Raw genomic sequence first — 22,115 nt, 5'->3', positions numbered from 1 at the left:
GCGATGGGGGAGGATGAGCCCATGGCCCTCCAGATCGCCCAGGACCCCGCAGCCGACCAGCTGCTGACCGACAACCCGTTTGCCCTGCTCGTGGGGATGATGCTCGACCAGCAGTACCCGATGGAGCACGCGTTCGCGGGGCCGCAGAAGGTGCTGAGCAGGTTCGGGAGCTTCGAGCCGGCGGCGATCGCGGAGGCGGACCCGGAGGAGTTCGCTGCGCTCTGCTCGACGCCGCCGGCCATCCACCGCTACCCGGGTTCGATGGCGAAGCGGCTCCAGGAGCTGGCGCGCATCGTCGTCGAGGAGTACGACGGCGACGCCGCGCGGATCTGGACCGGGGCAGCCGACGGCAAGGACCTGGCGAAGCGGCTCAAGGCACTGCCCGGGTTCGGCGACCAGAAGGTGAAGATCTTCGTCGCCCTGGTGGCCAAGCAGCTCGCCGTCCGGCCGGACGGCTGGGAGCGGGTCTCGGGCGACTACGCGCTCGACGGGTACCGCTCGGTCGCGGACGTCGTCGACGCTGCGTCGCTGCAGAAGGTGCGTGACCACAAGAAGGAGATGAAGGCGGCCGCCAAGGCGTCTCAGGGCTCCTGACCGTAGAGTTCCGCCGCGTGATCGGCAACTACGACCGCGAAGCACGCGCGGTGGCCACCTCGACAGCCACGCCCGAGCAGGTCCTCCAGCTCGCGACCGACCTCACCGGCTTCCCCTCCTGGTTCGAGATGCACGAGGCCTGGCGAGGCGATGCTCCTGCCCGTGCCACGCTCGACCTCGAGGTCGAGGAGTCGGTGCGGCTCATGGGCATCCCGGCGGAGATCGCCTGGAAGGTGATCCAGCTCGACGACCAGACGTTCGCGCTCTCCGGCCTGGGCCCGATGGGCCTCGTGGTCGGCGTCGCGGTTACCGCACGCCCCTCCGACGGCGGGAGCCGGGTCGAGGTCGAGATCGGCCTCGGCGGTGACCCGATCCAGGGCCCGATGGGCGCCACCGTCGCGGCCCACGTCGAGGGCGTGGTCCAGCAGACCGCCGACGCACTCGCGGCGCACGCAGCCGACCCCGAGCGCGCGAACGCCGCGGCCAGCGGCCCGATCGTGCACGCTCGCACCGGGCGGACGCTCGACCCCCGCACCCCGGTGCTCGTCGGCGTCGGCCAGCTGGTCCAGCACGGCACCGGGCCCGAGGGCAACGACCCAGCGAGCATGTCGGCCGAGGCGCTGCGCCGCGCCGAGAAGGACGCCGGCGTCGACGGCCTGCTGGCCTCCGCCGACGCGGTCTACGCAGTCGCGAGCGTGTCGTGGCAGTACGGCGACCAGGCGCTCGCCGTCGCCGAGATCGTCGGCGCGTCGCCGGAGGCCACGGTCGTCTCGAGCAGGTTCGGGGGCGACGCCGGTCAGCTGCTGCTCAACGACGCCGGTCGCGCGATCGCCGAGGGCGAGGCGTCGGTCGTCCTGGTCTGCGGCGCCGAAGCGGGGGACACCCTGACCTCGGCACAGAAGGCGGGCACGCCGGTCGACTGGCCGCGCCAACCCGCGGGCATCGCGCCGACGCGCGTCCTCGGGAAGGACGCCGAGGCCAACAACGACGCCGAGGCGGCGGCCGGGCTCGGCGCGCCGGTCTACATGTACGGGCTCATCGAGTCGGCGGTCCGCGCGAAGTCCGGGGCCTCGCTCGAGGAGCACACCGAGCGGATCACCAAGCTCTGGTCGAGCCTGTCCGAGGTCGCGGCGCGCAACCCGCACGCATGGAGCCCGACCTCCTACACCCCCGAGCAGCTCGCGACCGTCGACGCGTCGAACCGGATGGTCACGACGCCGTACCCGAAGCTCCTCTGCGCCAACCTCCAGGTCGACCTCGCCAGCGGCCTGATCCTCTGCAGCGCCGCCGCGGCCGAGGCCGCCGGCGTGCCCCAGGACCACTGGGTCTTCCTCCACGCCGGGGCCGCCGCCCACGACGAGTGGTTCGTCTCCGAGCGCGGCGACCTCGCCGCGTCCCCGGCGATCCGCACCCTCGGCAAGGCAGTCACCGAGCACGCGGGCGTGTCGATCGACGACATCGAGTACGTCGACCTGTACTCCTGCTTCCCCTCGGCGGTGCAGGTCGCGGCGCAGGAGCTCGGCCTGCCGATCGGCGACCCGGACCGGCCGCTCAGCGTCACCGGCGGCCTGACCTTCGGCGGGGGACCCGGCAACAACTACGGCACCCACGCCGTTGCGAGCCTGGTCCCGCTGCTGCGCGCCGAGCCGGACGCCTACGGCCTCTCGACCTCGCTCGGTTGGTACCTCACCAAGCACGCCATCGGCATCTACTCCGCCACCCCGCCGGTGGCCCCCTACCGCGCGCTCACGCCGGTCGTCGAGGCGACGCCGACCCGGCGCCCGCTCGGCGGCTACACCGGCGAGGCGGTGGTCGAGGCCTACACCGTGCAGTTCGACCGCTCCGGCGAGCCGGAGGCGCTGATCGTCGCAGCCGTCACCGAGAGCGGCGACCGGGCGCTGCGCCGCTACCCCGGCAGCGACCTCGCCGCGAAGGGCGTCACCACGGACCTGATCGGCCTGCCGATCCGACTCGAGGAGGACGACGCGACCCTGCTCGGCGACCAGCCGGTCACCGTCCCGGAACCGCCGGCGATGCCCGTCCTCGTCGAGAGGCGCGACGAGGTCGTGGTGATCACGCTCAACCGTCCGGACCTGCGCAACGCGATCGACCTGCGCACGGCCCGGCTGCTGGAGCGGGCCATCGACGCGTTCGAGGCCGACCCGGAGCTGCGGGTGGCGGTGCTCACCGGCGCCGGCCCGTCGTTCTCGGCCGGCATGGACCTCAAGGCGGCCGCTCGCGGCGAGTTCCCGATCACGGAGCGGCGCGGTGTGCTCGGCATCTGCACGGTGCCGCCCGAGAAGCCGCTGATCGCGGCGGTCGAGGGCTCCGCGCTGGCCGGCGGTTGCGAGCTCGCCCTCGCGGCCGACCTGATCGTCGCCGCGGAGGGCGCGCAGTTCGGGCTGCCCGAGCCCAAGCGCGGCCTGGTCGCCGCGGCCGGCGGCGTGATGCGGCTCGCGGAGCGGCTGCCGCGCAACCTGGCGATGGAGATGGCGCTGACCGCCGAGCCGCAGCCGGTCTCCCGGATGGCCGACCTCGGGCTCGTCAACCGAGTGGTCCCCGCGGGCACGGCGGTCGACGCGGCGGTCGAGCTCGCGAAGGCGATCGCCGCCAACGCGCCGATGTCGGTCTCGATCAGCAAGCAGATCGTCCGCGACTGGGCAGGCTGGCCGGCCGACGAGGCGTTCCAGCGCCAGGCCGACCTGGCCGCACCGGCGATCTTCTCCGAGGACGCGAGCGAGGGCCTGCTGGCGTTCGTCGAGCACCGCGCGCCGGAGTGGAAGGGCCGCTGATCGGCATCTAGGAATCGAGCGCTTCCCGGAAGCGCCTGATTCCTGTATGGTCGGCGGCATGACCTCCGCCACGACCGCCGGCCGCCTCTGGCAGGGCCAGACGCCCGACGCCCGCGAGGCCGACCGGCGCGAACGGCTGGTCGAGGCCGGTCTCGAGCTGGTCGGCACCCAGGGCGTGGCGGCGCTGACCATGCGCGCAGCGTGCCGCGAGGCCGCCGTCGGGCCGCGCTACTTCTACGAGCTGTTCGCGTCCCGCGAAGAGCTGCTCGAGGCCGTGTACGACGAGGCGGTCGACCGGATCCGCGAGCCGATCCTGTCCGACGTGATCGCCACCGCCGAGAGCCAGGACATGGCGGCTGCCATCCTCGTCGCCTTCGACACGGCGGTCCGGGTCGTGGAGGAGGACCCGCGCATCGGGCGGATCCTGTTCCGCGAGTCGGCCGCCGACGACACCCTCCGGCCGCGGTCACAGGCCGCGATGCCTGCCTTCGTCCTCACCGTCGTCACCGAGGTGCTGCCCGCGCGGGCCGGCGAGCTCCGCGCCTCCTCGGCGGGGTGGACGCTGCTCGGCTTCTCGGCGGCGATCTTCGCGCTGTTCCTCGCATGGAGCGAGGGCGTCCGGCACACCACGCGCGACGAGTTCGTGCGCCACTGCGCGGGGCTGACGGTCGACTACCTCGGCCTGGACCTCGACCTCGGCGCTGCCGGCCACTGGAAGGGAGACCGGGCATGATCAACCTGGACCGCCGCGGATCCGGCTCGCCGGTCGTGCTGGTGCACGGCATCGGCAGCCGGTGGCAGTGCTTCGAGCCGGTGCTCGACCGACTCGCCGAGCACCACGAGGTCATCGCCCTCGACCTCCCCGGCTTCGGCGCCTCGCCGAAGCTGCCCGGCGTCCGTCCCGGACCGCGCGGGTTCGCGGACTGGCTGAGCGACTGGCTGACCGAGGAAGGCATCGCCCAGCCGCACCTGGTCGGCAGCTCGATGGGCGGCGGCGTGGCCCTCGAGCTCGGCCGTCGTGGCGTCGCGTCGGCCGTCACCGCGTTCTCACCCGTCGGTTTCTGGGGCACTCCCGGCCTGCGCTGGACCCAGGGTGTCGTCACCACCCTGCAGGTGGCCGCCCGCGCGGCGGGACCGGTGCTCGCCCGCGCCGTCGACCACCCGGTCGGGCGGGCCGCGCTGCTGAGCAGCATGTTCGGCCACCCGACCCGCGTCGACCCCGACGCGGCGCGTGGGGATCTCGCCGGGCTGGCCGGCGCCACCGGGTTCGCCGAGGCCCGGCACTCCTTCGGCGACTACGTGCTCGACGCCGCCGACGACCCCGGCGCTCTCCCGGACATCCCGGTGACGATCGCCTGGGGCACCCGCGACGTCGTCCTCATCCACCGCACCCAGAGCGCACGCGCCCGCGCGGTGCTCCCGTTCGCTCGCCACGTCGACCTCGCCGGCTGCGGACACCTCCCGTTCAACGACGACCCCGCGGCCTGCGCCCGGATCGTCCTCGAGGACTCGGCAGCAACCAAGGAGAACCGATGACCACCCAGACCGAGCAGCTGGTCAGCACGAACCCAGCGAACGACGAGGTCGTCGGGACGTTCGCCGTCCTCGGCGAGGTCCAGGTCCGCGCCGTCGTCGCCCGGGCCCGCAACGCCGCCCCCTGGTGGCGCGACCAGGGCCACGCCGGCCGGCGCGAGGCCCTCCTTCGCTGGAAGCGCCACATCGCCAGGAACGCCGAGGACCTCGTCGACCTGCTGCACCGCGAGAACGGCAAGCCGCGCACCGACGCCCGGCTCGAGGTGATGCTCGCCCTGGAGCACATCGCCTGGAACGCCAAGCACGCCGGCAAGGTGCTGCAGCAGGAAAAGCGCCGGCCCGGGCTCCTGCTCTCTAACTTCTCCGCGCGCCTCGACCACGTGCCGTTCGGAGTCGTCGGCGTCATCGGCCCGTGGAACTACCCGGTCTACACGCCCAACGGCTCGATCGCGACCGCCCTCGCCGCCGGGAACACCGTGGTCTTCAAGCCGAGCGAGTACACGCCCGCCATCTCGCGGTGGTACGTCGACGCGTTCGCCAAGGCCAACCCCGACGCACCGGACGGCGTGCTGTCCCTGGTCACCGGCTTCGGCGACACCGGCGCCGCCCTGTGCCGCGCCGGCGTCGACAAGCTGGCGTTCACCGGCTCGGCCGCCACCGGCCGCAGGGTGATGGCCGCCTGCGCCGAGTCGCTGGTGCCCGTCGTCATGGAGCTCGGCGGCAAGGACGCGGCGATCGTCGCCGCCGACGCCGACCTGCCCAGGGCGGCCGAGGCGATCGCGTTCGGCGCGCTGGGCAACAGCGGCCAGACCTGCGCGGGCGTCGAACGGGTCTACGTCGAGCGGTCCGTCCGTGACGAGTTCCTCGCCGAGCTCACGAAGCAGGTCAAGGCCGTCCGGCCCGGGTCGGACGACGCGTCGTCGTACGGACCGATGACGATGCGCAGCCAGATCGACATCGTGCGCCGCCACGTCGACGACGCCCTCGCCGGCGGCGGCACGGCGGTGGTCGGCGGGCGGGAGAGCGTGGGCGACCGGTTCATCGAGCCGGTCGTCATCCTCGACCCGCCGCACACCTCGGCGGCCGTGCAGGAGGAGACGTTCGGGCCGACGGTCACCGTGACGACGGTCGAGTCGCTCGACGAGGCCGTGAAGCTGGCCAACGACACGCCGTACGGCCTCGCCGGCGCGGTGTTCTCCAAGAACCGCGCTGAGGAGGTCGTCGCCGGCTTCGAGACCAGCCAGATCTCGGTCAACTCCGTGCTCGGCTTCGCCGGCGTCGCCGCGCTGCCGCTCGGCGGTGTCGGGGAGAGCGGGTTCGGGCGGATCCACGGCCCGGAGGGGCTCAAGGAGTTCACCCGGACCCGGGCGATCGCGACCCAGAAGTACGCCATCCCCGGGATGAACCTGATCACCTTCAACCGCTCGCCGGTGATGGTGCGGCTGCTGCCGCGCCTGATCCGCTGGCTGCACGCCCGTTGAGAGGGGCCGGAATGACCGATCGCTCTGTCTCCATCGCCGTCATCGGCAGCGGCTTCGGCGGCCTCGCCGCGGCCATCGAGCTCAAGAAGCGCGGCCACGACGACATCGTCATCCTCGAGAAGGCCGACGGCATCGGTGGCACCTGGCGCGACAACACCTATCCCGGTGCCGCTTGCGACGTGCCCTCGCCGTTCTACTCCTACTCCTTCGAGCCCTACCCGGTGTGGCCGCACCGCTTCTCGCGGCAGCCGGTGATCCTCGACTACATCAAGCACGTCGCGGAGAAGTACGACCTGATGCGGCACGTCCGGCTCGGCGCCGAGGTGGTCCGCGCGACGTACGACGACGAGGCGCGCACGTGGTCGGTCGAGCTCGGCGATGGCGACTCGCTCGTCGTCGACGTGCTGGTCTCCGCGGTCGGGCAGCTCTCGCGGCCGTCCTACCCCGACATCCCCGGGCTCGGCACCTTCGAGGGTCCCAACTTCCACTCCGCGACCTGGGACCACGACGTCGACCTGAAGGGGAAGCGGGTCGCCGTCATCGGCACCGGCGCCAGCGCGATCCAGTTCGTCCCCGCCATCCAGCCCGAGGTCGGTCACCTCTCGGTGTTCCAGCGGACGCCGCCCTACCTCATCCCGCGGTTCGACAGGGAGTTCCGCCCCAGCCACCACAAGGTCTTCGAGAAGGTGCCGGCGACGCTGCTGGCCGAGCGCGGCGCCTGGTACACGGTGACCGAGAGCCTCAGCGTCGCCTGGGTCTACTCCAAGGCTCTCTCGAAGGTGATCCAGGCGGTCTCCAAGCGCCACATGCGCAAGCAGGCCGCCGGGAAGCCCGGTCTGTTCGAGAAGATCTGGCCGACGTACCAGATCGGCTGCAAGCGGATCCTGTTCTCGAGCGACTACGTCCCGGCGCTGGCGCAGCCCAACGTCGACCTGGTGACCGAGGGCATCGCGGAGATCACGCCGACCGGCGTCCGCACTGCCGACGGCAAGGAGCACCCGGCCGACGTCATCATCTGGGGCACCGGGTTCAAGGCCACCGAGTTCCTCGCGCCGATGCAGGTCGCCGGCGCGGCGGGCCGCGACCTCCACACCGAGTGGAAGGACGGCGCGCACGCCTACTACGGGATCTCGGTGCCCGGGTTCCCCAACCTGCTGATGATGTACGGCCCCAACACCAACACCGGCGGCGGCTCGATCATCTACTTCCTGGAGGCGCAGGCCCGGTTCCTCGGCGACTACGTCGACCACCTGGCCGCGACCCGCCGGCCGCTCGCCGTCCGCGAGGACGTCGAGCAGGCGTTCGACGCCGAGGTCCAGGAGCAGCTGTCCGGCAGCGTGTGGAGTGCCTGCTCGTCCTGGTACCGCAACGCCAACGGACGGATCACGACGAACTGGCCGCTGCTCGCGCGCCAGTACCGAGCGCAGGCGAAGTTCGATCCTGCTGACTACGAGGTGGTGTCCTGATGAAGAAGCACGACTACGACGTCATCGTCGTCGGTTCCGGGTTCGGCGGCAGTGTCGCCGCGCTCCGCCTCACCGAGAAGGGCTACCGCGTCGGTGTGCTCGAGGCGGGCCGGCGGTGGAACGCCGAGGACCTGCCGAAGTCGAACTGGAACATCCGCAAGTCGATCTGGGCCCCGCGGCTCGGGCTCACCGGCCCGCAGCGGATCAGCGCCCTCGGCAAGTGCCTCGTCTTCAGCGGCTCCGGCGTTGGCGGCGGCTCGCTGATCTACGGCAACACGCTGTACGAGCCGCTGCCGGAGTTCTACCGGGACCGCGCCTGGGCGCACATCACCGACTGGCAGGACGAGCTCGCGCCGTACTACGACCAGGCGAAGCGGATGCTGGGCGTCGTCGAGAACCCGCGGGTCGGGCCCAAGGACGAGATCCTGCTGTCGGTCGCGCGCGACCGTGGCGTCGCCGACACCTTCCACCGCACCCAGGTCGGCGTGTTCTTCAACGACGGCCGCGAGGGCGAGGAGGTGCCTGACCCCTACTTCGGCGGTGCCGGGCCGACCCGCGCCGGCTGCATCCACTGCTCGGAGTGCTTCACCGGCTGCAAGCACAACGCCAAGAACACCACGACGATGAACTACCTCTACCTCGCCGAGAGCAAGGGCGCGGAGGTGCACCCGTTGACGACGGTGACGTCGGTGCGCCCGGGCGACGACGGCGGCTACGTCGTCGAGACCGAGCGCTCGAACGGCAAGCTGCGGAAGGGGCGTCGTACGTTCACCGCCGAGCAGGTCGTCTTCGCAGCGGCCGCCCTCGGCACCCAGAAGCTGCTCCACCGGCTCAAGGACGACGGCGTGCTGCCGGACCTCTCGCCGCGGCTGGGCGAGCTCACCCGCAGCAACTCCGAGGCGATCATCGGCGTGCAGAGCCAGAGCCGCTACGACTTCGCGCAGGGCGTGGCGATCACCTCCTCGATCCACCCCGAGCCGCAGACCCACGTCGAGGTCTGCACCTACGGCAAGGGCCACAACTCGCTGTTCGCGCAGACGGTGCCGATGATCGACGGGGGAGCGTTCCGGTTCCTGCGGTTCCTGCTCAGCATCGTGACGCACCCGGTGCAGTTCGCCCGCTCGCTCAACCTGCGCCGGGCCTCCGAGCGGTCGGTGATCCTGCTGGTGATGCAGTCCCTCGACAACTCGCTGACGTCCTACCGCAAGAACGGCCTGCTCAAGACGAAGCAGGGGAGCGGCGAGCCCAACCCCGACTGGTTGCCGATCGCCCATGACATCGCCCGGCAGTACGCGGACAAGGCCGACGCCGACACCGGCAACATCGCGACCGACATCTTCAACATCCCTGCGACCGCTCACTACATCGGCGGCTGCACGATCGGCGAGACGCCCGACACCGGCGTGATCGACCCCTACCAGCGGGTGCACGGCTACCCCGGCCTGCACATCGCCGACGGCAGTGCGATCACCGCCAACCTCGGCGTGAACCCCTCGCTCACGATCACCGCCCAGGCGGAGCGCGCGATGGCGTTCTGGCCCAACAAGGGCGAGGTCGACACCCGACCCCCGCTCGGCGCGCCCTACGAGCGGGTCGCGCCCGTCCGTCCCCACCATCCGGCCGTCCCCGAGACCGCCCCGGCAGCACTGAGGCTCCCTGCATGAGCACCCTGATCGAGAGCTTCGCCGACCAGGCGGAGGCGGCGTCCTACTTCGACACTCTCCCGGCGGTGCGGTGCGAGGAGATGCTCGGCCGCTGGAAGGGCCGTGAGGTCCGCACCGGCCACCCGATGGACGGGATGCTCGAGGCGAGCGGGTGGTGGGGCAAGCAGTTCGACGGCCTCGACGAGGTCCACCCCCTGCTGTTCTCGGCGCCCGGCGGCGGACTCTTCGCGGTGGACCCCCGCAAGGTGCCGCTCGCGCTGGCTTCGAGGATCCCGGTCTCCGCCGTGCGGAGAGCGCGGGGCGGGCTCGGCGTGATCAAGCCGGCGATCCGGACCTCGAAGCACCGTGCCCGGCTGCGTCCCGTGGAGCACCGGGGCGTCGTCACCGCGGCCATGGTCTACGACCACCTGCCGATCATCGACTTCTTCCGGCGCATCGACGACGACAACGTGCTCGGCGCGATGGACCTGCGGGGGTCGACGCCGTACTTCTTCGCCCTGGCGCGAGACTGACCCCATGACACCGGAGGAGCTCGCTCGAGCCGACCTGCTGCTCGACGTCGACGGCCCCGTCGCGACGATCACCCTCAACCGGCCGGAGGCGCGCAACGCGCAGCGGCCGAGGTTGTGGGCGGGGATCGCCCGGGTCCTCGATGAGCTCGACGAGTCGGTCCGGGTCGTGGTGGTGCGGGGCGCCGGCGGCACGTTCTCGGCCGGCCTCGACCTCGGGATGCTCGACCCTGCGCGGGCGGGCGACGACGGCAACCTCATCGGCACCCTGGCGCTGGACGACCAGGCCATCATCGACCAGATCGACGTCTACCAGCAGCCGTTCGTGCGGCTGACCGACCCGCGGTTCATCAGCATCGCGGTGGTGGAGGGGCACGCGATCGGCGCCGGCTTCCAGCTGGCGCTGGCCTGCGACCTGCGGATCGTCGCCGAGGACGCCCGGTTCTGCATGAAGGAGCCGGCGCTCGGCCTGGTGCCGGACCTCGTCGGCACCAAGCCGTTGGTGGCCGCCGTCGGTTACGCCCGCGCGCTGGAGATCTGCGCGTCAGCGCGGGTCGTGAGCGGCACCGAGGCGGGGGAGATCGGTCTCGCGCAGGCGGTCGTGCCGGCGAGCGAGCTGGACACGGCCGTCGGGACGATGGTGGCGTCGCTCACCGCGCACGCGCACGGCGCGGTCTCCGCGACCAAGCGACTGCTCCAGGAGGCTCCGGGCCGGACCCTGGACGAGCAGCGGCTCGCGGAGCGGACGGCCCAGGTCGCCCGGTTCCGCGCGCTCGCCGGGGGCTAGATCCGCCGGTGCGGGTGGTGGTCACCGCCCGTTGCACACCCCGTGGCAGAATGGCTCCTGCGGTCTTGACGCCTCCGGGCTGGGCTGCGCCCTACTGACAGTTTCTCTGCCGTATCGAGAGGTGTTCGTGTCGTCGAACGCACGCAAGGTCCCCGCTGCGGTGCTCGCGCACCCTTCCATCGTCGCCCTGATCGACCGGGCCATCCCAGTGGGCAGCGTGAGTCCCGAGGACGTCCGGCAGGCGTGTGCCGCCGCTGACGTCGCCGCACCCCACTTGAAGCCGCTGCTGGCCCACCTCGCGGGCCTGGGCATCACCGTGGCGATCCCGCCGAGCGGCCGCGCGGTTGCCGCGGCAGCCGGCACCCGGAAGTCCACCGCCACCGCCAGCACCGCGAAGAAGGCCGCTCCGGCGAAGAAGGCCGCTCCGGCCAAGAAGGCGGCTCCGGCGAAGGCGGCCGGCGCGGCCAAGAAGGCGGAGCCGAAGACCGCGAAGAAGGCAGCCGCGACGGAGGAGGCCGCGGAGGTCGTCGAGCCGCCGGTCGTGGGCCCCGACGGCAAGAAGGTCCTGCCGGACGTGCCGGACGAGCAGTTCGAGAAGGACCTCAAGGCCGACCCGACGATCGTGGAGGACGAGAAGGAGGCCGAGAAGGCCAGCTTCGTCGTCTCCGCCGCCGACGACACCGACGAGCCCGAGCAGCAGGTCATGGTCGCCGGTGCGACCGCCGACCCGGTCAAGGACTACCTCAAGCAGATCGGCAAGGTCCCGCTGCTCAACGCCGAGATGGAGGTCGAGCTCGCCAAGCGCATCGAGGCCGGCCTGTTCGCGGAGGAGAAGCTCGCCAAGGGCGGCAAGATCTCCGCGAAGAACCTCGAGGAGATGGAGTGGATCGCCGAGGACGGCCGCCGCGCCAAGAACCACCTGCTCGAGGCGAACCTCCGCCTCGTGGTCTCGCTGGCCAAGCGCTACACCGGTCGCGGCATGCTCTTCCTGGACCTGATCCAGGAGGGCAACCTCGGCCTGATCCGCGCGGTGGAGAAGTTCGACTACACCAAGGGCTACAAGTTCTCGACCTACGCCACCTGGTGGATCCGGCAGGCCATCACCCGCGCCATGGCCGACCAGGCCCGCACCATCCGGATCCCGGTCCACATGGTCGAGGTCATCAACAAGCTCGCCCGCGTCCAGCGGCAGATGCTCCAGGACCTGGGCCGCGAGCCCACCCCGGAGGAGCTCGCCAAGGAGCTCGACATGACGCCCGAGAAGGTCGTCGAGGTCCAGAAGTACGGCCGCGAGCCGATCTCGCTCCACACCCCGCTGGGTGAGGACGGCGACTCCGAGTTCGGCGACCTGATCGAGGACTCCGAGGCCATCGTCCCGGCCGACGCGGTCAGCTTCACGCTCCTCCAGGAGCAGCTGCACGCCGTGCTCGACACCCTGTCCGAGCGCGAGGCCGGTGTCGTCTCGATGCGGTTCGGCCTCACCGACGGCCAGCCGAAGACGCTCGACGAGATCGGCAAGGTCTACGGCGTGACCCGCGAGCGGATCCGCCAGATCGAGTCGAAGACGATGTCAAAGCTCCGCCACCCCAGCCGGTCGCAGGTCCTGCGCGACTACCTCGACTGAGCCGCCGGCTCACCCCGGAGGGCGACGACCACGGTCACGTCGTCCGAGGTGAGGCTGCCGACGGCGCTGCCCGCCAGCGTGGCTGCCAGGCTTTCGGCGTCCTCGGACGTCGCGAGTGCCGAGCGGACGACCTCCAGCACGGTCCCCGTGTCCCCGTGCACGTCGAGGAAGCCGTCGCTGACCAGCACCAGTGCCTCCCCGGGGTGGACCTGCCCGCCCACGGGCGTCCAGGTGACACCAGGAACGGCGCCCAGGGGGAGCCCGTCGCCCGCGAGCCGTTCGCCGCGGTCCGGGCCGACCAGGAAGGCCAGGCCGTGTCCCGCGTCGACGTACTCGAGGGCACCGTCGCGGGGGTCGAACCGGGCGGCGAAGAGGGTGACGAAGCTGGCACTCTCGCCGAGGTCGTCCTGCATGTCGTCGGCGACGCGCGTGATGGACGCCTCGAGGCTGTTGTGCGGTGAGGCGCCGCGCAGGATCGCGCGTACCCCGGCAGCGATCAGTGCGGCACGGATGCCCTTGCCCATGACGTCGGCGAGGACGACCTGGACCTGGGCGGTCCCGCGGATCAGCTGCCAGTCGTAGAAGTCGCCTCCGACCGCTCCGGCCTGCACGCACCGCCCGGCGATCTCCCAGCCCGGGAGGTCCGGGATCGTGCGGGGGAGCAGCCGGCGTTGCAGCTCGGCTCCCTGCTCGAGGTCGGCTCCGATCGCGAGCTCCCGCTCGAGCCAGTTGGCGAGATCGCGCAGCAGCGTCTGCTCGCGCTCGTCGAGCGCGTCCCTCGGTTCGACGTCGATGAGGCAGAGACTGCCGATCCGCTGGCCACCGGGGGCACGCAGCGGCGCACCGGCGTAGTACCGGACGTCGCTCCCACCGGTCAGCGGGTGATCGGCGAAGGCGGCATCGGCACGGAGATCGGTGATCTCGAGGGTGTGGTCGTCCTGCACCGTGAGGGCGCACAGCGAGTGGGACCGGGGGAGGCTGCTGGCGGCGCCGCCGAAGAGGTCCGAGCCGGCCGCCTTCGTGTAGTGCCGATCGTCCCCGACCAGGTTCAGCGCGGCGTACGGCACGCCGAAGAGATGCTGGGCGAGCCGGACGACGCGGTCGAAGCGCTCCTCAGGCGGGGTGTCGACCAGCTCGAGCTCCTCCAGCGCGGCGATCCGGTCCTGCTCCTCCAGCTCGCTCGTCGTGCTGGTCATGACGCGGGTCCCGTCGAACCGCGTCGCACCATCCGCCAGTGGTTGGCGCTGTCGACGCGGCTGTAGTGGAACTCGTCGAGGATGGCGTGCGCGAGCGGCATCCCGCGACCGCGCTCCGCGAGCTCGTCGGGCATCGCCGTCCCGATGTCGCCGAGGTACGGCGTGCCGGAGTCCGACAGCGTGGCCTCGAGCTCGCCGGGTCGGACGTGCAGGGCGAACCGCCAGCGCACCTCACCCTCGGGGCGGGCGTGCTCGACGACGTTGTTGGCGATCTCCACGACCGCGGTCTCGAAGAGCATCAGGTCCGACGGATCGACCTCGGGATGGTCGCTCCCTGCGTGGTCGAGGAGAAGGTGGAGCTCCTCGATGCCGGAGGGCACCGCGAACCCCTCGAGGGAGTAGACGTCACCAGCCATCGATCGCGTCCTCGACCGAGGCGTAGGGCCGGAGGATGCGGTCGAGGTTGGTGAGGCTCAGCACGGTCACGACCTGGTCGCCGGCGGCGGCGATGCGGAGGTCTCCGTCCGCCTGCCGCGCGGACTTCAGTCCTCCGACGAGCGCGCCGAGGCCGGAGGAGTCGATGAACTCGACCTGCGCGAGGTCGATCACCACCCGCGGAGTGCCGGCGGCGACGGCCTCGTCGACGGCTGCTTTCACCTTCGGGGCGGACACCATGTTGACCCGTCCGGTGGGGGTCAGCACCGCCACGCCGTTGCGCTGCGACTGCTCGATCTGCATCAGGAAACCAGCTCCTCTTGGTTGGGTTCGACCTCGGGTGCGCGGAACAGGCCCGCCTTGATGATGACGCTGAGCACCAACAGGTCGTAGGCGACCCACAGCGTGTTGACCCCGACGCCGACGACGGTCAGGTCGCCGCCGGCGAGCAGCTGTCCGACGCCGGCGAGCACGGCCAGCACCAGCAGCGTCATCATCAGCACCTGCGGCCAGATCAGCCGGACCGGGAACCGCTGCTCGCCGTCCTGTCTCACCTTCGGGGTGACGATGAAGCCGAGCTCGCGTCCGAACCAGACGTTGGCCGCGGCCGTGGTGCACGCCTTGATCCAGATGGGGAACAGTGCGAGGGAGTACTGGTGCCCGCGCCAGGTCTTCACGCCGTACCCGACGACGAAGAAGAGCAGCTGGTTGAGGAGGAAGTACGGCACGAAGAGGCTGAGGAAGGTCAACCCGTAGGCGTGCACGGGGAGCACGCCCAGGGTGAGGTAGAAGATCGGAGCGAGCAGGAAGGCCAGCGCTGCGAAGCCGGCGAGATAGCTCCACATCGTCGCGAAGTACATCAGCCGCTGCCCGGCGGACAGGCCACGCTTCCGCAGCGGGTTGTCCTTGAGCAGCACCTGGAGGGTGCCCTGGGCCCAGCGCAGCCGCTGCTTCAGCATCGTGCCGAGGTCCTCCGGCGCCAGACCCGTCGCGAGGATCTCGTGGTGGTACGCCGATTTCCAACCGGCCGCGTGGAGCTGCATGCACGTCGCCATGTCCTCGGTGACGGAGACCGTCGCCATCGGCATGAGTGGTTGCGCCTCGTCTCCCCGGGTGACGTCGACGGCGCGCATGATCCGCTGGACCTCCTCGAGAGCGGCCAGCGGGGAGAGGTCACGGGAGGCCAGCTGGTCCAGCACGGTCTCGTCGACGACCGGCAGCCCCGTCCGCGGGTCCTGGCCGATGCCGACCAGGTCGTCGTAGCCGAGCTCGGCGAGGTCCGCACGGATGGTGGTCAGGTCGCGGTCGACGAGGGCGCGACCCGCCGTACGGCTCGCCTGCTGGAAGCGGTAGGTGACGTCGGCATAGGGCGCCCCGGCGTCGAGCTCGCGCAGGGCGGTCCGCACCGCCTCGCGCACCTGACGCACCGCTGCCGAGGTGGCGGGGTCGTCCTTCCGCGACCGGCGCGCCGCTCGGGCGAGGATCCGGCCGGAGGTGTCGAGCGCGGCCCGCACGGCGGCCCCGACCTCCGTGACGTAGCCGGTGATCCCCAGCCGCATCAGCGCCTCGCGCCGGATGATGGCGTTGGAACCGCAGAAGAACGCGGCGTTCCACCCGTCCTTGCCCTGCTGGATCGGGCCGTAGAACAGCGGCGCCTGACTCCCCAGCGGGTCGGACTCCGTGACGTTGCTGAACCACTGCGGGGTCTGGACGAGTGCCATCTCGGGATCGTCGAAGTAGCCGAGGGTCCGGTGCAGGATCTCCGGCTTCGGGATCTGGTCGGCATCGAGGATCAGGAGGAACTCGCCGTGGGTGCGCATCAGCGCGTTGTTGAGGTTGCCCGCCTTGGCGTGCCGTGGACGGTCCTCCCAGTCGGCGCTTCGCGTCAGGTAGCCGACGCCGGCTGCCTCCGCCGCCGCCCGCATCTCCGGTCGGGCACCATCGTCGAGGACGTAGGTCTCGTGCGGCCACTCGATGGCGAGCGCCGCCCGGGCGGTTGTCATGACCAGCTCGACGGGCTCGTTGTAGGTCGTGATGAACACGTCGACCGTGGCCTCGGGGGAGGGTGCCGGCGGCTCGCCCCGCCGCTTGATCCGCCAGACGGTGAAGCCGAAGAGGAAGCCGTCGACGAGCGCGTACGTCTCCGCCACGACGAGCGGCACGGCGATCCACCAGTACTCCCAGTTGACCGACCAGCCCCAGCGCCAGGTGACGTAAATCGTGCCGGCGAGCAGGCTGAGGACGGTGACGACCCGTAGGGCGACCAGGCGCCAGGCTGGCGTGTCGACCTGCTCCTCCCGCTGCGTCCGCGAGGCCATCGGTCCCCCTTTCGTTCTCGCCTCTGATAACCGCTGCGGGGGGATTCAGACGTCGGACGGGAGCGATCAGCGGCCGTCGAGCTGCGCGTCGACCTCCGCCCAGTCCAGCCGGTCCTTGATCGCGCGCGTCTGGGCGGAGGTGGCTGCGCGGGTGGGCCCGCCGGCGTTCGTGGTGCCGACGACGTCGTAGGAGTAGTCGAGGGCCGGTCTCGGCAGGTCGGCTTGCCGGATCTCGTCGAGGCAGTCGCCGTGCCGGCGCTCGCAGAGGACGCCCAGCTGCAGCCAGCGGGCGAGGTTGCGGTCCTCGGTCGCGAGGCCGACCTCGAGCGCGGCCGAGCGGGTGACCTCGGCGTCGTACTGCTGGTCGAACATGAAGTTGCCCAGCGAGTAGGCGATGAGGCGGCCGCGGTAGACCTCGGCCGGTTGGATCCAGTGCGGGTGGCTGCCGACGACGAGGTCCGCTCCGTGGTCGACCAGGCTCCGGGCGAACGCGACCTTGATGCTGTCGGGCGTGCTCGTGTACTCGAGACCGTTGTGCGGCATCGCGATGGTGGGAAGCAGCTCGGCATACGCCTCCAGCCGGGCGACGGCCTTCTCGGAGGGCACCCGGAACACGCCGTCGAAGCCGCAGAGGGCGAGGGGGAGCCGACCGCGGGTGCGGGAGCCGTCGTCGAGCGCGACGCGGACCGGCACCGCGACGACGTTGCACACGTGGTCCAGCTGCCGCGGGTCGGCGTCGCCGAAGTGCTGGATGCCGTGCTCCGCGAGGACCTCGCGGGTCCGCTCCAGCCCGTCGCGGCCCTGGTTGTCGGTGTGGTTGTTGGCCAGCGAGAACGCGGTGAACCACGCGGCGGCCTCGTCGAGGAAGTCGGGCTCGCAGTTGAAGCTCAGCAACCGGTCCTGCTCGGCGGCCGGCACGTCCAGGCCCGGCACCACCGGGCACTCCAGGTTGGCGATCCAGGCGTCGTAGCGGTCCCGGTGCAGCTCGTCGAGCCGGCTGAACGGGTGCGCGGCGCCGAGGCCGCTGGCCCGCGCCTCCTCCTCGACGAACCGCCCCCAGAACGTGTCGCCGAGGAGGAGCAGGTGTGCCGTCGCCTTCTCCGGCGCTGGTGCCGGGGGAGGGTCGGGAGGCGCGGTGGTCGGCGTCGTGACGACCGGCGGCGCGGGGTCGGGTGCGCGGGCGGGGGTGTCCTGCTCGTGCGAGCAGCCGGCGGCAACGAGGACGGCGGCCAGCAGCAGGGGCAGGCGGCGGTTCGTGGGGGACATCGCAGGGAAGACGCGCGAGGGCCGCGTTCGGTTGCCGTCCTGCCGCGGCGGGGCCCGAACGGAGTCAGCCGGCGGCGACGAACCCGACCGCGATGCCGCAGAGGAGCAGCCCCACCCCCTGGGCGCGGTAGATGTGCTCGCGCAGCACCACGGCCGCGAGCAGGATGGTGAAGGCGGGGTAGAGCGAGGTCAGCACCGCCGCCACCGTGAGCAGGTCGGCCTGGGTGGCGAGCAGGAACATCAGCAGTGCGAGGGAGGCCATCAACCCGGCCGCGGCCCCCCACCACTCCGAGCCGGCGGTGGGCACCCACTGCACGCGCAGGGCGGTCGCGAGGACGGCGATCGTGACCAGGCCGACGACCTGGGCGGAGGCGATGGGCCAGAACCCGGCGCCGTCGGGCACCTGCCCGATCGCCACGAAGAGCAGGCCGAAGCCGAGGCCGGCGAGCAGGCCGTCGACGAGGCCGGCGGCGAGCGTCTCCTGCGCACCATCGTCGAGCGGCTCGTCGGGGGTGCGGGCCACCAGCCAGATGGCGGGAAGCGCAACGACGATGCCGACCATGACCAGCCATGACGGCCGCTCACCGGTGGCGAGGCCGACCGCGACGGGGACGATCGCGGCGCCGACGGCGGACACCGGGGCGACCACGCTCATCCGGCCGGCAGCGAAGCCGCGGTAGAGGAACGCGCTGCCGGCGCCGCTCCCGAGCCCGGAGGCGGCTCCCCACACCAGGTCGCCCGAGGTCGGGTCGCCCGGCACGGCGAGGGCGAGCACCACGGCACCCGCCAGCCCGCCGACGCTCGCCAGGAGCGCGACCGGCCAGGCCGACGTACGGCGTGACGCCAGGCCGCCGATGAAGTCGGAGAGCCCGTAGGCCACGGCGGCGCCCAGCGCGAGGACGATGCCCATCAGCGCATTCTCACTTGGTCTCAGGTCCGGAACGGAAAGACGGAGGCCCCGGACCGTCGGTCCGGGGCCTCCGCAGAGGTCTGGGTGTCGTCAGCGCTCGTCGTCCGTGGCCGAGGCCGGCGTGCTCGCGAGCTTGTGGGTCTCGTCGTGGACGACCACGGCCAGCTCCTTGAGCTTGTCACCGTGCTCGCGGGCGTGGTGAGCGCAGAACAGGAGCTCACCACCCGAGGCAAGCTCGACACGAAGGTAGGCCTGGGCACCGCAACGGTCGCAACGATCCTCGGCGGTCAGGGGTGCGCTGGGGGCAACAGCAGTGTTCATGTTGTGCCTCTTTCTTCGGTCGGTGCCTGATCAACGTAGCGAGCAGTCCCAAGATTCCCGCTGCCGTGTGGTCAACAGCACGTCCATCCTTTCACGGCATCCCCATCGCCGATCGGGATTTTCAAGCCCCGAAACATCGTTGTTATCGAAACCGTCCTGACTCCCACATCGTTGCGCCGGCCGGGCCCGTGTGCCTGCATCGGTGCCCGGCGTGTCGCAGGTAGATTCCTACCCAGAAGAACGCGGTTTCAACCAGGAGCACACCATCGCCGACAACACCTACAACGCCGCCCACCTCCTCGTCCTCGAGGGTCTCGAGGCCGTGCGGAAGCGGCCCGGTATGTACATCGGGTCGACCGACACCCGCGGCCTCATGCACTGCCTGTGGGAGATCATCGACAACGGCGTCGACGAGGCACTCGGCGGCTTCGCCCGCCGCGTCGAGGTGACGCTCCACCCCGACGACTCCGTCGAGGTGTACGACGACGGCCGCGGCATCCCGACGGACAAGGAGCCCAAGACCGGCCTGCCCGGGGTCGAGGTCGTGGCGACCAAGCTCCACGCGGGCGGCAAGTTCGGGGGCGGCTCCTACAACGCCTCGGGCGGCCTGCACGGCGTCGGCCTCTCCGTCGTCAACGCGCTGTCGGCGCGGATGGACATCGACGTCGACCGGTCGCCGTCCCAGCAGGGCCTGTCGTTCCAGCGGGGCATCCCCGGCGTGTTCGACGACGAGGGACCGAAGGCCGGGTTCACCGCGAAGTCGGGACTCACCCGCAAGGGCAAGCGGGTCGCCAAGGACCGCACCGGCACCCGGATCCGGTTCTGGCCGGACCGCCAGATCTTCACCAAGGACGCGCGGTTCGAGATCGACGGCCTGATCGGCCGCGCCCGGCAGACCGCCTACATCGTGCCGGGCCTGGAGCTCGTGGTCCGCGACCTGCGGGGCCCGGAGCTGTTCGAGGAGAAGATCCGGCACGACGGCGGGATCTCGGAGTTCGCCGAGGCGCTGAGCCACGGCGAGCCGGTCACCGACGTCCTCCGCATCACGGGCACCGACACCTTCACCGAGACCGTGCCGATGCTCGACGACCAGGGCCACATGACCCCGCAGGACGTCGAGCGGGAGCTGACCGTCGACATCGCGGCGCGCTGGGACACCGGCTACGAGACCGAGGTCCGCTCCTTCGTCAACGTGATCGCCACGCCCAAGGGCGGGACCCACGTCGCCGGGTTCGAGGCTGCGCTGACCAAGACCTTCAACGATGCGATGCGCGCGAGCAAGGCGCTCAAGGTCAACGACGACGACGTCATCAAGGACGACATCCTCGAGGGCCTGACCGCCATCGTGACCGTCCGACTGGCCGAGCCGCAGTTCGAGGGCCAGACCAAGGAGATCCTCGGCACGCCCGCGGTCCGCGCGTCGGTCCGCAAGGTGGTCGCCCAGCAGCTCAAGGCGTTCCTCACCTCGACCAAGCGCGCTGAGAAGGCCCAGGCCAAGCTGCTGATGGAGAAGGTCGCCGGTGCCGCGAAGACGCGGATCGCGGCTCGTCAGCACAAGGAGACCCAGCGCCGCAAGAACGCCCTGGAGTCCTCGACCCTCCCCGCCAAGCTCGCCGACTGCCGCGCCAACGACGCAGAGCGCACCGAGCTGTTCATCGTGGAGGGTGACTCTGCCCTCGGCACGGCGAAGCTGGCGCGGAACTCCGAGTTCCAGGCGCTGCTGCCGATCCGCGGCAAGATCCTCAACGTCCAGAAGGCGTCGGTCGGCGACATGCTGAAGAACGCCGAGTGCAGCTCGATCATCCAGGTGGTCGGCGCCGGCTCGGGCCGGACGTTCGACGTCGACGCGGCCCGCTACGGCCGGGTCATCTTCATGGCGGACGCCGACTCTGACGGCGCGCACATCCGGTGCCTGCTGGCGACGCTGTTCTTCAAGTACATGCCCGAGCTGGTCCGCGCCGGACGGGTCTACACCGCCGTCCCGCCGCTGCACCGGATCGAGATCTCCAACCCGCGCAAGGGCCAGGATAAGTACGTCTACACCTACTCCGACGACGAGCTGCAGCGGAAGCTGGCCGAGCTGAAGAAGAAGAACGTGCGGTGGAAGGACCCGGTCCAGCGCTACAAGGGTCTGGGTGAGATGGACGCCGACCAGCTGGCCGAGACGACCATGGACCCGCGCCACCGCACGCTGCGCCGGCTCACCGTCGACGACGCCGAGGAGGCCACCCAGGTGTTCGAGCTCCTGATGGGCTCCGAGGTGGCGCCGCGCAAGGACTTCATCGTCCAGGGCGCCTACGAGGTCGACATGGAGACGCTCGACGCCTAGCGCTCGCCGGCCCGCTGCTGCTGGGCCTGGGCGACCCGCCGGATCCGCAGCAGCAGCGCTGCCGAGGGCACCACGCGGCCATTGACGTAGGTCGAGAGACGGGACGGCGACGTGCCGATCTGCGAGGCGAACTGGCGCTGGGTCAGCCCGCTGATCGCGACCAGCCGACGGATCTCGCGGGCGATCGCCTCGCGCTCCCGCTGCTCCTGGCGGCGCTGGTAGACCTTTCGGCACTCCTGGAGGACCTCCGCGGCGAGCGGGAGGTCGGCGTCGCGGCACAGCTGCACGACGTGCTCGCCGTATGGCCCCCACGGGCTCTCGATGAGGGGGAGCAGCGCTGCGCGCCACCTGCGGGCGTTGCCGTGGTCGGCCAGGTCGAGGAGCTGGTCGACGGTGCGCAGCGGCGGCGTGCGGGGGAGGTCCTCCGCGCCGGCCAGCAGCAGCCAGAAGGTCTGGTGGTGGACCCGCTTCACCGCGGCCGCGATCTTGGAATGGGTCATGCCGTGCCCCGAGAGCCTCTTCTTGAGGCCCTCGGTGTCTCCGAGGATCCGCAGCACAGCGGTGGTGACCGGCAGGTCCGGGCCGAGCCCGAGCAGCTCGTCGAGCTCGCCCTGGATGCCGGCGGTGCGCTCCGGACCGAACGAGCGGATCAGCGAGTCGAGGGTCATGACGTCCTCGGCCTCGCCGAGCAGGGCCAGGGAGACCATGTTGCTGAGGATCGCGCTGCGGGTCTTGTCCTTGGGCCACGCGGACCTGGTGGTGAGCGCAAGGTACGCGTTCCACACGACAGGATCGGCCGCGGCAGCCTGCTCGGACCTGGCGACCAGACGGAGCTGTGCCTGGCTGATCCGGTCGACGTCGTCCCGAGCGGGCATGTTCCTTCCAACCGC

At 71.2% G+C, this 22,115-nt stretch carries 19 protein-coding genes; 11 read left to right on the top strand and 8 right to left on the bottom strand.

Features of this window, described 5'->3' with window-relative positions; translation table 11 throughout:
• Positions 1-21: 21 nt before the first annotated feature.
• The 10 genes from DJ010_RS20490 to DJ010_RS20445 all read left to right on the top strand — a co-directional run bounded on the left by DJ010_RS20490 (position 22) and on the right by DJ010_RS20445 (position 12,450).
• Positions 22-594 carry an HhH-GPD-type base excision DNA repair protein gene (locus DJ010_RS20490; RefSeq protein WP_109697301.1) on the top strand — a complete coding sequence of 191 codons (573 nt, stop codon included), beginning with the start codon at positions 22-24 and terminating at the stop codon, positions 592-594.
• 17 nt (positions 595-611) lie between these two features.
• Positions 612-3,386 carry a type II toxin-antitoxin system Rv0910 family toxin gene (locus DJ010_RS20485; protein WP_245927753.1) on the top strand — a complete coding sequence of 925 codons (2,775 nt, stop codon included), beginning with the start codon at positions 612-614 and terminating at the stop codon, positions 3,384-3,386.
• A gap of 58 nt (positions 3,387-3,444) precedes the next feature.
• On the top strand, positions 3,445-4,119 hold the full coding sequence (locus DJ010_RS20480) for a TetR/AcrR family transcriptional regulator (RefSeq protein WP_158283084.1): 675 nt from the start codon (positions 3,445-3,447) through the stop codon (positions 4,117-4,119).
• On the top strand, positions 4,116-4,922 hold the full coding sequence (locus DJ010_RS20475; RefSeq protein ID WP_109697298.1) for an alpha/beta fold hydrolase: 807 nt from the start codon (positions 4,116-4,118) through the stop codon (positions 4,920-4,922). The genes DJ010_RS20480 and DJ010_RS20475 overlap by 4 nt, the downstream gene beginning before the upstream one ends.
• On the top strand, positions 4,919-6,400 hold the full coding sequence (locus DJ010_RS20470) for an aldehyde dehydrogenase family protein (protein ID WP_109697296.1): 1,482 nt from the start codon (positions 4,919-4,921) through the stop codon (positions 6,398-6,400). Before DJ010_RS20475 ends, DJ010_RS20470 begins: the two co-directional genes overlap by 4 nt.
• An 11-nt stretch (positions 6,401-6,411) precedes the next feature.
• The gene (locus DJ010_RS20465) at positions 6,412-7,866 is read left to right on the top strand and encodes a flavin-containing monooxygenase (protein WP_109697295.1); all 1,455 of its coding nucleotides are present in this window, start codon (positions 6,412-6,414) and stop codon (positions 7,864-7,866) included.
• Positions 7,866-9,530: a GMC oxidoreductase gene (locus DJ010_RS20460; RefSeq protein WP_109697293.1), complete on the top strand. Its 1,665-nt coding sequence runs from the start codon at positions 7,866-7,868 to the stop codon at positions 9,528-9,530. Before DJ010_RS20465 ends, DJ010_RS20460 begins: the two co-directional genes overlap by 1 nt.
• Positions 9,527-10,042, top strand: a complete 516-nt coding sequence (locus DJ010_RS20455) for a DUF4334 domain-containing protein (RefSeq protein WP_109697291.1) — start codon at positions 9,527-9,529, stop codon at positions 10,040-10,042. The genes DJ010_RS20460 and DJ010_RS20455 overlap by 4 nt, the downstream gene beginning before the upstream one ends.
• 4 nt (positions 10,043-10,046) lie before the next feature.
• On the top strand, positions 10,047-10,826 hold the full coding sequence (locus tag DJ010_RS20450; RefSeq protein ID WP_109697289.1) for an enoyl-CoA hydratase/isomerase family protein: 780 nt from the start codon (positions 10,047-10,049) through the stop codon (positions 10,824-10,826).
• Positions 10,827-10,947: 121 nt separating this feature from the next.
• Positions 10,948-12,450 carry an RNA polymerase sigma factor gene (locus tag DJ010_RS20445; RefSeq protein ID WP_109697287.1) on the top strand — a complete coding sequence of 501 codons (1,503 nt, stop codon included), beginning with the start codon at positions 10,948-10,950 and terminating at the stop codon, positions 12,448-12,450.
• Here the strand turns inward: DJ010_RS20445 and DJ010_RS20440 are convergent.
• From DJ010_RS20440 to DJ010_RS20410, 7 genes are all read right to left on the bottom strand, one after another.
• Positions 12,438-13,646 (bottom strand): PP2C family protein-serine/threonine phosphatase, encoded by a 1,209-nt coding sequence (locus DJ010_RS20440; RefSeq protein ID WP_109697285.1) that lies wholly within the window; start codon positions 13,644-13,646, stop codon positions 12,438-12,440. The two genes, DJ010_RS20445 and DJ010_RS20440, sit on opposite strands and share 13 nt — an antisense overlap.
• Complete coding sequence (locus DJ010_RS20435) at positions 13,643-14,062, bottom strand: ATP-binding protein (protein ID WP_109697283.1); 420 nt, start codon at positions 14,060-14,062, stop codon at positions 13,643-13,645. The genes DJ010_RS20440 and DJ010_RS20435 overlap by 4 nt, the downstream gene beginning before the upstream one ends.
• The gene (locus DJ010_RS20430; protein WP_109697281.1) at positions 14,052-14,384 is read right to left on the bottom strand and encodes an STAS domain-containing protein; all 333 of its coding nucleotides are present in this window, start codon (positions 14,382-14,384) and stop codon (positions 14,052-14,054) included. The genes DJ010_RS20435 and DJ010_RS20430 overlap by 11 nt, the downstream gene beginning before the upstream one ends.
• The gene (locus DJ010_RS20425) at positions 14,384-16,399 is read right to left on the bottom strand and encodes a glycosyltransferase family 2 protein (protein WP_109697279.1); all 2,016 of its coding nucleotides are present in this window, start codon (positions 16,397-16,399) and stop codon (positions 14,384-14,386) included. Before DJ010_RS20425 ends, DJ010_RS20430 begins: the two co-directional genes overlap by 1 nt.
• 66 nt (positions 16,400-16,465) lie before the next feature.
• The gene (locus tag DJ010_RS20420; RefSeq protein ID WP_109697278.1) at positions 16,466-17,665 is read right to left on the bottom strand and encodes a CapA family protein; all 1,200 of its coding nucleotides are present in this window, start codon (positions 17,663-17,665) and stop codon (positions 16,466-16,468) included.
• A gap of 64 nt (positions 17,666-17,729) precedes the next feature.
• On the bottom strand, positions 17,730-18,575 hold the full coding sequence (locus DJ010_RS20415; RefSeq protein WP_109697276.1) for an EamA family transporter: 846 nt from the start codon (positions 18,573-18,575) through the stop codon (positions 17,730-17,732).
• Between the two features lie 90 nt (positions 18,576-18,665).
• Positions 18,666-18,896, bottom strand: a complete 231-nt coding sequence (locus DJ010_RS20410) for a DUF7455 domain-containing protein (RefSeq protein WP_109697274.1) — start codon at positions 18,894-18,896, stop codon at positions 18,666-18,668.
• 211 nt (positions 18,897-19,107) lie between these two features.
• Here DJ010_RS20410 and DJ010_RS20405 point away from each other — a divergent pair, with 211 nt between their 5' ends.
• Complete coding sequence (locus tag DJ010_RS20405; protein WP_109697374.1) at positions 19,108-21,225, top strand: DNA gyrase/topoisomerase IV subunit B; 2,118 nt, start codon at positions 19,108-19,110, stop codon at positions 21,223-21,225.
• Here DJ010_RS20405 and DJ010_RS20400 read toward each other — a convergent pair.
• On the bottom strand, positions 21,222-22,100 hold the full coding sequence (locus DJ010_RS20400; protein ID WP_109697272.1) for a helix-turn-helix domain-containing protein: 879 nt from the start codon (positions 22,098-22,100) through the stop codon (positions 21,222-21,224). The two genes, DJ010_RS20405 and DJ010_RS20400, sit on opposite strands and share 4 nt — an antisense overlap.
• Positions 22,101-22,115 lie beyond the last annotated feature (15 nt).

The sequence above is a fragment of the Nocardioides silvaticus genome, from assembly GCF_003160695.1.
GTDB lineage: Bacteria > Actinomycetota > Actinomycetes > Propionibacteriales > Nocardioidaceae > Nocardioides > Nocardioides silvaticus.
This window is presented reverse-complemented; position numbering and strand designations above follow the sequence as displayed.

Coding starts and splice junctions, on each gene's coding strand:
- DJ010_RS20490 (WP_109697301.1), top strand. CDS start 22: ATGGCCCTCCAGATCGCCCAGGACCCCGCAGCCGACCAGCTGCTGACC.
- DJ010_RS20480 (WP_158283084.1), top strand. CDS start 3,445: ATGACCTCCGCCACGACCGCCGGCCGCCTCTGGCAGGGCCAGACGCCC.
- DJ010_RS20475 (WP_109697298.1), top strand. CDS start 4,116: ATGATCAACCTGGACCGCCGCGGATCCGGCTCGCCGGTCGTGCTGGTG.
- DJ010_RS20470 (WP_109697296.1), top strand. CDS start 4,919: ATGACCACCCAGACCGAGCAGCTGGTCAGCACGAACCCAGCGAACGAC.
- DJ010_RS20465 (WP_109697295.1), top strand. CDS start 6,412: ATGACCGATCGCTCTGTCTCCATCGCCGTCATCGGCAGCGGCTTCGGC.
- DJ010_RS20460 (WP_109697293.1), top strand. CDS start 7,866: ATGAAGAAGCACGACTACGACGTCATCGTCGTCGGTTCCGGGTTCGGC.
- DJ010_RS20455 (WP_109697291.1), top strand. CDS start 9,527: ATGAGCACCCTGATCGAGAGCTTCGCCGACCAGGCGGAGGCGGCGTCC.
- DJ010_RS20450 (WP_109697289.1), top strand. CDS start 10,047: ATGACACCGGAGGAGCTCGCTCGAGCCGACCTGCTGCTCGACGTCGAC.
- DJ010_RS20440 (WP_109697285.1), bottom strand. CDS start 13,646: ATGACCAGCACGACGAGCGAGCTGGAGGAGCAGGACCGGATCGCCGCG.
- DJ010_RS20435 (WP_109697283.1), bottom strand. CDS start 14,062: ATGGCTGGTGACGTCTACTCCCTCGAGGGGTTCGCGGTGCCCTCCGGC.
- DJ010_RS20430 (WP_109697281.1), bottom strand. CDS start 14,384: ATGCAGATCGAGCAGTCGCAGCGCAACGGCGTGGCGGTGCTGACCCCC.
- DJ010_RS20425 (WP_109697279.1), bottom strand. CDS start 16,399: ATGGCCTCGCGGACGCAGCGGGAGGAGCAGGTCGACACGCCAGCCTGG.
- DJ010_RS20420 (WP_109697278.1), bottom strand. CDS start 17,665: ATGTCCCCCACGAACCGCCGCCTGCCCCTGCTGCTGGCCGCCGTCCTC.
- DJ010_RS20415 (WP_109697276.1), bottom strand. CDS start 18,575: ATGGGCATCGTCCTCGCGCTGGGCGCCGCCGTGGCCTACGGGCTCTCC.
- DJ010_RS20410 (WP_109697274.1), bottom strand. CDS start 18,896: ATGAACACTGCTGTTGCCCCCAGCGCACCCCTGACCGCCGAGGATCGT.
- DJ010_RS20400 (WP_109697272.1), bottom strand. CDS start 22,100: ATGCCCGCTCGGGACGACGTCGACCGGATCAGCCAGGCACAGCTCCGT.